The organism is Streptomyces niger, assembly GCF_000718305.1.
In the GTDB taxonomy this organism is placed as follows: Bacteria; Actinomycetota; Actinomycetes; order Streptomycetales; family Streptomycetaceae; genus Streptomyces; species Streptomyces niger.
In genome coordinates, this window is the sequence record NZ_JOFQ01000080.1 from 1 (window position 1) to 295 (window position 295).

At 70.8% G+C, this 295-nt stretch carries 1 pseudogene; it reads left to right on the forward strand.

The features are described from left to right. Nucleotides 1-295, forward strand: a pseudogene (locus IF20_RS36980) (transketolase); the annotation flags it as partial.

Genomic DNA, 295 nt, shown 5'->3' on the forward strand with positions numbered 1-295 from the left:
CTCGTCCCTGACCCTTTACATCCAGCTCTACCTGGCCGGTTTCGGCCTGGAGCTGGAGGACCTGAAGGCCTTCCGCACCTGGGGCTCGAAGACCCCCGGCCACCCGGAGTACGGCCACACCACGGGTGTGGAGACCACCACCGGCCCGCTGGGCCAGGGCGTGGCCAACGCGGTGGGCATGGCGATGGCCGCCCGCTACGAGCGTGGCCTGTTCGACCCGGAGGCGGCCGCCGGCACCTCGCCGTTCGACCACCACATCTACGTGATCGCCGGTGACGGCTGCCTGCAGGAGGGC